The organism is Paenibacillus sp. B-A-8 (assembly GCF_048572915.1).
GTDB lineage: Bacteria > Bacillota > Bacilli > Paenibacillales > Paenibacillaceae > Paenibacillus_AQ.
In genome coordinates this window covers 6,894,082-6,900,689 of sequence record NZ_CP183882.1, presented here as the reverse complement: position 1 = coordinate 6,900,689, position 6,608 = coordinate 6,894,082, and the positions used below count along the sequence as shown (strand labels likewise).

Annotated in this window: 6 protein-coding genes; all 6 read left to right on the top strand. The window is 42.8% G+C overall.

Features of this window, described 5'->3' with window-relative positions:
* Positions 1-673: 673 nt before the first annotated feature.
* The 6 genes from rpmH to mnmG all read left to right on the top strand — a co-directional run bounded on the left by rpmH (position 674) and on the right by mnmG (position 6,607).
* Positions 674-808 (top strand): 50S ribosomal protein L34, encoded by a 135-nt coding sequence (rpmH, locus tag ACN6MV_RS31135; RefSeq protein ID WP_039295761.1) that lies wholly within the window; start codon positions 674-676, stop codon positions 806-808.
* Between the two features lie 351 nt (positions 809-1,159).
* On the top strand, positions 1,160-1,510 hold the full coding sequence (rnpA, locus tag ACN6MV_RS31130) for a ribonuclease P protein component (RefSeq protein ID WP_042131735.1): 351 nt from the start codon (positions 1,160-1,162) through the stop codon (positions 1,508-1,510).
* 86 nt (positions 1,511-1,596) lie between these two features.
* Positions 1,597-2,463: a YidC/Oxa1 family membrane protein insertase gene (locus tag ACN6MV_RS31125; protein ID WP_042131734.1), complete on the top strand. Its 867-nt coding sequence runs from the start codon at positions 1,597-1,599 to the stop codon at positions 2,461-2,463.
* Complete coding sequence (jag, locus tag ACN6MV_RS31120; protein WP_042131733.1) at positions 2,460-3,194, top strand: RNA-binding cell elongation regulator Jag/EloR; 735 nt, start codon at positions 2,460-2,462, stop codon at positions 3,192-3,194. The genes ACN6MV_RS31125 and jag overlap by 4 nt, the downstream gene beginning before the upstream one ends.
* 110 nt (positions 3,195-3,304) lie before the next feature.
* On the top strand, positions 3,305-4,681 hold the full coding sequence (gene mnmE / locus ACN6MV_RS31115) for a tRNA uridine-5-carboxymethylaminomethyl(34) synthesis GTPase MnmE (protein WP_042131732.1): 1,377 nt from the start codon (positions 3,305-3,307) through the stop codon (positions 4,679-4,681).
* A gap of 39 nt (positions 4,682-4,720) precedes the next feature.
* Positions 4,721-6,607, top strand: a complete 1,887-nt coding sequence (gene mnmG / locus ACN6MV_RS31110; protein WP_076120617.1) for a tRNA uridine-5-carboxymethylaminomethyl(34) synthesis enzyme MnmG — start codon at positions 4,721-4,723, stop codon at positions 6,605-6,607.
* The last annotated feature ends 1 nt before the right edge of the window (position 6,608 follow it).

Genomic DNA, 6,608 nt, shown 5'->3' with positions numbered 1-6,608 from the left:
AGACTGTCACTCCTTTAAATCTTCCAAATGTGGCATCAGCCATGAAGTGGAAATGTCGAAGAAAATAGGTTGGTGCTGATATTTATCCCCAGTAGGCAATATGAAGAGACAAAAAAATATGGATAAATTTGATTTGTTCACAACTTTATCCACAGCTTGTTGATAATTAAGAGAACAAACAAATCTATTCACATTCAAAAGTAATACCATCATAGCAAAACGCCCCTTATTTTTCAATGAGCAGGGCTATTTTATCCACAAATTCAATCACTTGTGTACAATTATTAGGAACACCACTACATATTGTTGATAATTTGTTTACGGTTCGACACTTTACGTCAAAGCTTCGATAATTTTATACACAGGTTGTGCTCATTTGTGAGTAGTCGACTTTATTTTTTGATCACAGGTGGATAACTGTCATATCTTGTGGATTACTTTTTTTCTAATGGAAGTTGTGGATAAGCAGCTTGAATTAGAGGGAGGGACTGGAGCCAGTAGTAGGTTGACTTTTGCGCATAAAATATGTTTAAATATATAAAGGTGTTTTCTGTAAGGATATGTCTTGATAATTAAATGATGATTCATGTAGATACTGTCCCTACTATAAGGACGGCTTAGACCGTTTCTGCTTATATGACAGTAATTAAGTTCCTGTAAGGGAGGTGCAATTATGAGACCGACATTTAGACCAAATGTGAGCAAACGCAAGAAGGTTCACGGTTTCCGTAAAAGAATGAGCACGAAAAACGGCCGTAAAGTGCTGGCAGCTCGCCGCTTGAAAGGCAGAAAAGTTTTGAGTGCGTAAGTTAGGCCACTAAGGGACCACTCCGGTGGTCTTTTTTTACTGCTTTTTATTATTCTAAAGAATTTAAATGTTACCGTTCTTCTTATAAGGACGCCGAAGGCGGTTTATGCTTATTGCTCTGCAAACGACTAGGATCTCGCTTAATGCGCTAGCTACACTTTGCGGGGCTATTTATCGTATATACAGAATTATTTTGTGAGAAGTTGAGAATATTTTTCTTTCTATAATATAGAAGGGAAATTTCAGCGTTGTAGTCGCAGTCGTTTATGGCGACATCCAAATGACTATACTATTAGAAGAAAAAAAATTCGGAAGGACACTTTTAACCGGATTTTTATGAAGGAGATTCCCGTGCACAAAAAGTTACGTTTACGAAACCGTGCCGACTTCAGTCGTGTATATCGCCATGGGAAGTCATTTGCGAATCATCAATTTGTAGTGTATTGGTTTAGCAAAAAAGAGGTAGAGCGATTTAGAGTAGGAATATCGGTCAGTAAGAAGGTTGGAAACGCGGTTGTCCGTAACCGTATGAGAAGATTGGTTAAGGAAATCGTTCGTCACCATGAATCTGAGATTGCAGGTGGACTCGATATAGTGTTTATTGTAAGAAAAGGAGCGCTTTCCATGGAATACAGTGAGCTCGAAAAAAGCGTGCTGCATGTACTGCGCAAAGCCAAGCTACTCAAGGCTTCCCGCAAATAAAGGACGCATAAGAGGCTTGTTTATTTGTATTCATAATTATGGTATGATTTACGGTGGAATGGAATGTTCAAGAGAGGGGTTTTGAAGTGTCTCTAATGAAGACTAGACGGGGAAAATGGTTTCTCCTCATCACAGTGATGGTGTTGTCGTTAGCTGTTCTGTCGGGATGCGCTCCGTCAACTGCTGTTACGCACACTACGGAGGATTTAAAGAATGGAGGCTTCTGGCAAAGTAATGTAGTGTATTATTTCGCCATTGCCTTGGACAAGTTTGCTGATTGGTTTAACGGAGAATATGGTTTAGCCGTACTTGTGATGGTTATTATTGTCCGCACGCTGATTCTTCCGCTTACGATTAAACAGGTGAAGAGCTCGCGAGCAATGCAAGCCATTCAACCGGAACTCCAAAAGATCCAGAAAAAATATAAAGACACACCTGAAAAGGTGCAGCAAGAAACGATGCGTTTGTTCCAAGAGAATAAGGTTAATCCAATGGCGGGTTGTTTACCGCTGATCGTACAAATGCCTATCTTTATCGCTCTCTACAACTCGATATACTATAACCCACATCTACGGGAGCACGACTTCTTATGGCTGCAGCTAGGTAAGCCCGATCATCTGTTTATCTTGCCAGTGCTAGCCGCATTAACAACATTTATACAAACTAGAATGATGACTAAAATGAACCCGATGCAACAACAAGGGCCAATGCAGTTCATGATGATGATTTATCCAGTTCTGATTTTCGTTATGTCCTACAACTTCCCAGCAGCATTGCCGCTATACTGGGTATACAGTAACATTTACACTATTGTTCAGAACTATTTCTTATATCGCAACAATGATAAACACAAATTGGCAATCGCAAGTGCTGTGAAAAGTACAGATGACTCAGCTGCTGTGAAGAGTAAAGGCGGCAGTAAAGCATCGAAGGGAGCCAAAAAGTCAAAATGAGCAAAGTCGTCGCAACAGGGAAAACCATTGAAGAAGCTGTAGAACGGGGACTTACCCAGCTTGGAGTTCAAAAGGACCGGGTAACGGTCAACGTACTTGAGCAGCCATCAAGAGGATTCCTGGGATTGATCGGTGCGAAAGGTGCCAAGGTTGAATTAACCTTGATAGCCGAAGCCGCACCGGCATCAGCGGCGAGTGCTCCGTCACTGCCTCAGCAGTCAACAAGAGAGAGCAAACAGGAGGCTAACGGCGGCGTGCCGCGCCAAGATTCCGGACAACCGGTGGAGGAAGCTTACCAAGAAGCCGTTCATTTCATTGTGGATGTCGCTAAGAGCATGGGGCTCGAAGTGGAAGTCGAAATCGTCCACACCAAGGAATCCACGATTCTGCAGATATCAGGTCCAGATTTGGGACTATTGATTGGTAGAAGAGGACAAACTCTCGATGCTCTGCAGTATTTGGCTAATATCGTAGCTAATCGTTACTCCGACAGTTTTATACGGCTTGTGCTAGATGCGGAGAACTTCCGTGAGCGGCGTAAAAAAACTCTCGAAGAGCTGGCTGATCGTTTAGCCGGTCGTGTCATTCGGACTCGTAAAGAGGTTGTATTGGAGCCGATGTCACCTCAGGAGCGGAAAATTATTCACTCCAGATTACAGGATCATCGGCAAGTGAATACCCTTAGTAAGGGCGAAGAGCCAAATCGCCGCGTCGTTATAACTTTGAAGTAAAGACTATATGGATGCAATGACTCCTTGACCAATGTAAGGGGTCATTGCTTTTTTAACAATATAAGACCGTTTCTGATCAAAAAAATATAGGTTTTGGGGTGAAAAACAGCATGCTTAGTGACACCATTGCTGCCGTATCGACGGCATTAGGCGAGGGAGGAATTGCTATTATTCGGGTAAGTGGCCCGCAGGCTATTTCCCAAGTGGCGCCTTTGTTTCGTAGCCGAGTTCCGCTAACTGAAGCGGAATCGCATACCGTTCATTATGGGCATATCGTTAGTCCGGATAACGGAGAGAAGATGGAAGAAGTACTAGTAACCGTCATGAAGGGCCCACGTTCTTTTACGACCGAAGATGTAGTAGAGATCAGTGCTCATGGGGGTGTAATCTCTGTAAGAAGGGTGATGGATTTACTTCTTCAACAGGAGATAAGGTTAGCCGAGCCGGGTGAGTTCACCAAGCGTGCTTTCTTGGGCGGACGTATTGATTTATCACAGGCTGAAGCGGTTATTGATCTCATTCGCTCGAAGTCAGATCGCGCTTTTTCGGTGGCTTTAAAGCAGGTTAGCGGATCCTTGTCGGATCGAATTCATGCCTTGCGCCATACACTTATTGAGATGCTTGCGCATATCGAAGTGAATATAGATTATCCAGAGCATGATGTAGAATCCATGACAGCTGAATTTATTAAGGATAAAAGCAGTGAAGTGATGGAAGGAATCACAAAGTTACTCAAGACTTCTAATGAAGGAAAAATACTTCGTGAGGGTATAACGACAGCTATAGTCGGACGTCCCAATGTTGGTAAATCCTCATTATTAAACGCATTAGCACGTGATAACAAAGCGATTGTAACGGATATTCCCGGAACAACACGTGATGTTATTGAAGAGTATATAACGATAAACAACATTCCGCTTAAGCTGCTTGATACGGCAGGAATTCGTGAAACGATCGATGTAGTGGAGAAGATTGGTGTGGAACGCTCCAAGGCTGCAGTTAGCGATGCGGATTTGATTCTACTTGTGCTAAACGCTAATGAAGAGCTACATGAGGATGAATTGGCATTGATGGAACAAATCCACGGTAGACAATGCCTAGTAATCATGAATAAAATGGACTTACCGTCCAAACTGGATAAGGATAAGTTGCTCTCTTTCTTTGAAGAGTCCAACATCGTACCAATGTCCGTTCTGGAAGAGGAAGGTCTAGACAAACTTGAAGATGCCATTTCGACACTCTTTTTTGGTGGAAAGCTGGAATCGGGTGACTTGACATATGTGAGTAATGTGAGACATATAGCACTGCTTAAAAAAGCCTATAAATCACTACAGGATGCATACGATGCCGCGGAACAGTATATTCCGATTGATATGATTCAAATCGATGTACGGCTCGCATGGGAACAGCTCGGTGAGATTATTGGCGATACAGCAGCAGACTCGTTATTAGACCAAATATTCTCGCAATTTTGTTTAGGAAAATAGGTTTTACATTTTAATATAATAATTAGGGGGAAACAGGACATGAGTTATGATGGAGGTAGCTATGACGTAATCGTCATTGGCGCCGGTCATGCCGGTTGTGAGGCAGCTCTAGCGTCAGCACGGATGGGCTGCAGCACGTTGATGATCACAATTAACCTGGATATGGTTGCATTCATGCCCTGCAATCCGTCCATAGGCGGACCTGCCAAAGGACATGTAGTGCGTGAGATTGATGCGCTTGGCGGAGAAATGGGTCGCAATATAGATAAGACATTTATTCAACTTCGTATGCTGAATACGGGCAAGGGACCTGCTGTACATGCTTTACGTGCACAAGCGGATAAATTCCTTTACCAACATACAATGAAGGAAACGATGGAGAAAACGCCTAATTTGACACTTCGTCAAGGAATGGTTGAACGTTTAATCGTTGAGGACGGACGTTGTGCAGGTGTAGTTACGAAGACTGGAACCGAATACCATAGTAAGACAGTTATTCTGACTACAGGTACTTACCTGCGTGGTAAAGTGATCATGGGTGAACTGACATATGAGAGTGGACCTAACAATCAGCAGCCATCAGTGAAGCTATCCGAGAATTTGCGGGAGCTTGGTTTTGAATTGGTGCGTTTTAAAACCGGTACACCACCACGTGTACATCGTGATACGATCGATTTCTCGAAGACAGAAATTCAACCTGGCGACGAGGAGCCTAAATTCTTTTCGTTTGAAACGAAATCATCCGACAATGAACAGCTTCCTTGTTGGTTAACTTATACCTCTGAGGTTACTCATCAAATTATTAATGACAACCTACATCGTGCACCGATGTTTACGGGTATTATTGAAGGAACAGGTCCACGTTATTGCCCATCTATTGAAGATAAAGTTGTAAGATTTAGTGATAAATCTAAGCATCAGATCTTTTTAGAGCCAGAAGGAAAAAATACATCGGAATACTATGTACAAGGTCTGTCCACTAGTCTTCCTGAGGATGTTCAGCTAGCCATTCTGCGTTCCATCCCTGGTATGGAAAAGGTAGAAATGATGCGTAACGGTTATGCTATTGAATATGATGCAATGGTTCCTACACAGCTATGGCCATCTCTCGAAACTAAACGTTTACCAGGTCTTTTCACAGCTGGACAAATCAATGGTACTTCCGGTTATGAGGAAGCAGCAGGCCAAGGTGTGATGGCTGGAATAAATGCAGCGCGCAAGGTGCAAGAGAAAGAACCCGTAATTTTAGATCGTTCACAGGGATACATTGGTGTACTCATTGATGATCTTGTGACTAAGGGTACTAATGAACCTTACCGTTTGCTTACTTCACGTGCAGAATATCGGTTGTTGCTTCGCCATGACAATGCAGATCTAAGACTTACACCTATTGGTTACGATATTGGTTTGATCACAAAGGAACGATTTGATAACTTCACGGATAAGAAAGAACGGGTGGAGCGTGAAATTGTTCGTCTGCAAGAGACAAAGGTTAAACCTGTTGAGGTAAATCATGTACTAGCACAATATGAATCGGCACCTATTGTAGACGGCAGCAATTTGCTTGTTCTGATGCGTCGTCCAGAGCTTGTATATAGCTTCGTAGATCAAGTCTCTCCATCACCGGAGCTGCTGGATGCAGAAATGAAGGAACAAGTAGAAATCCAAATTAAATATGCCGGTTATATTGAAAAACAGCTTCAACATGTGGAGCGCCTGCAAAAGATGGAAAAGAAGAAAATTCCAGATGACATTAATTATAATGAGATCCATGGATTAGCGATGGAAGCACGGCAGAAGCTGACTAAGATCCGTCCGATCTCTATCGGGCAGGCTTCTCGGATTGCGGGAGTCACACCTGCTGACATCTCCATTCTTCTCGTATATCTGGAGCATTACAACCGGGTAACCGCGGCGAAAGGATAAT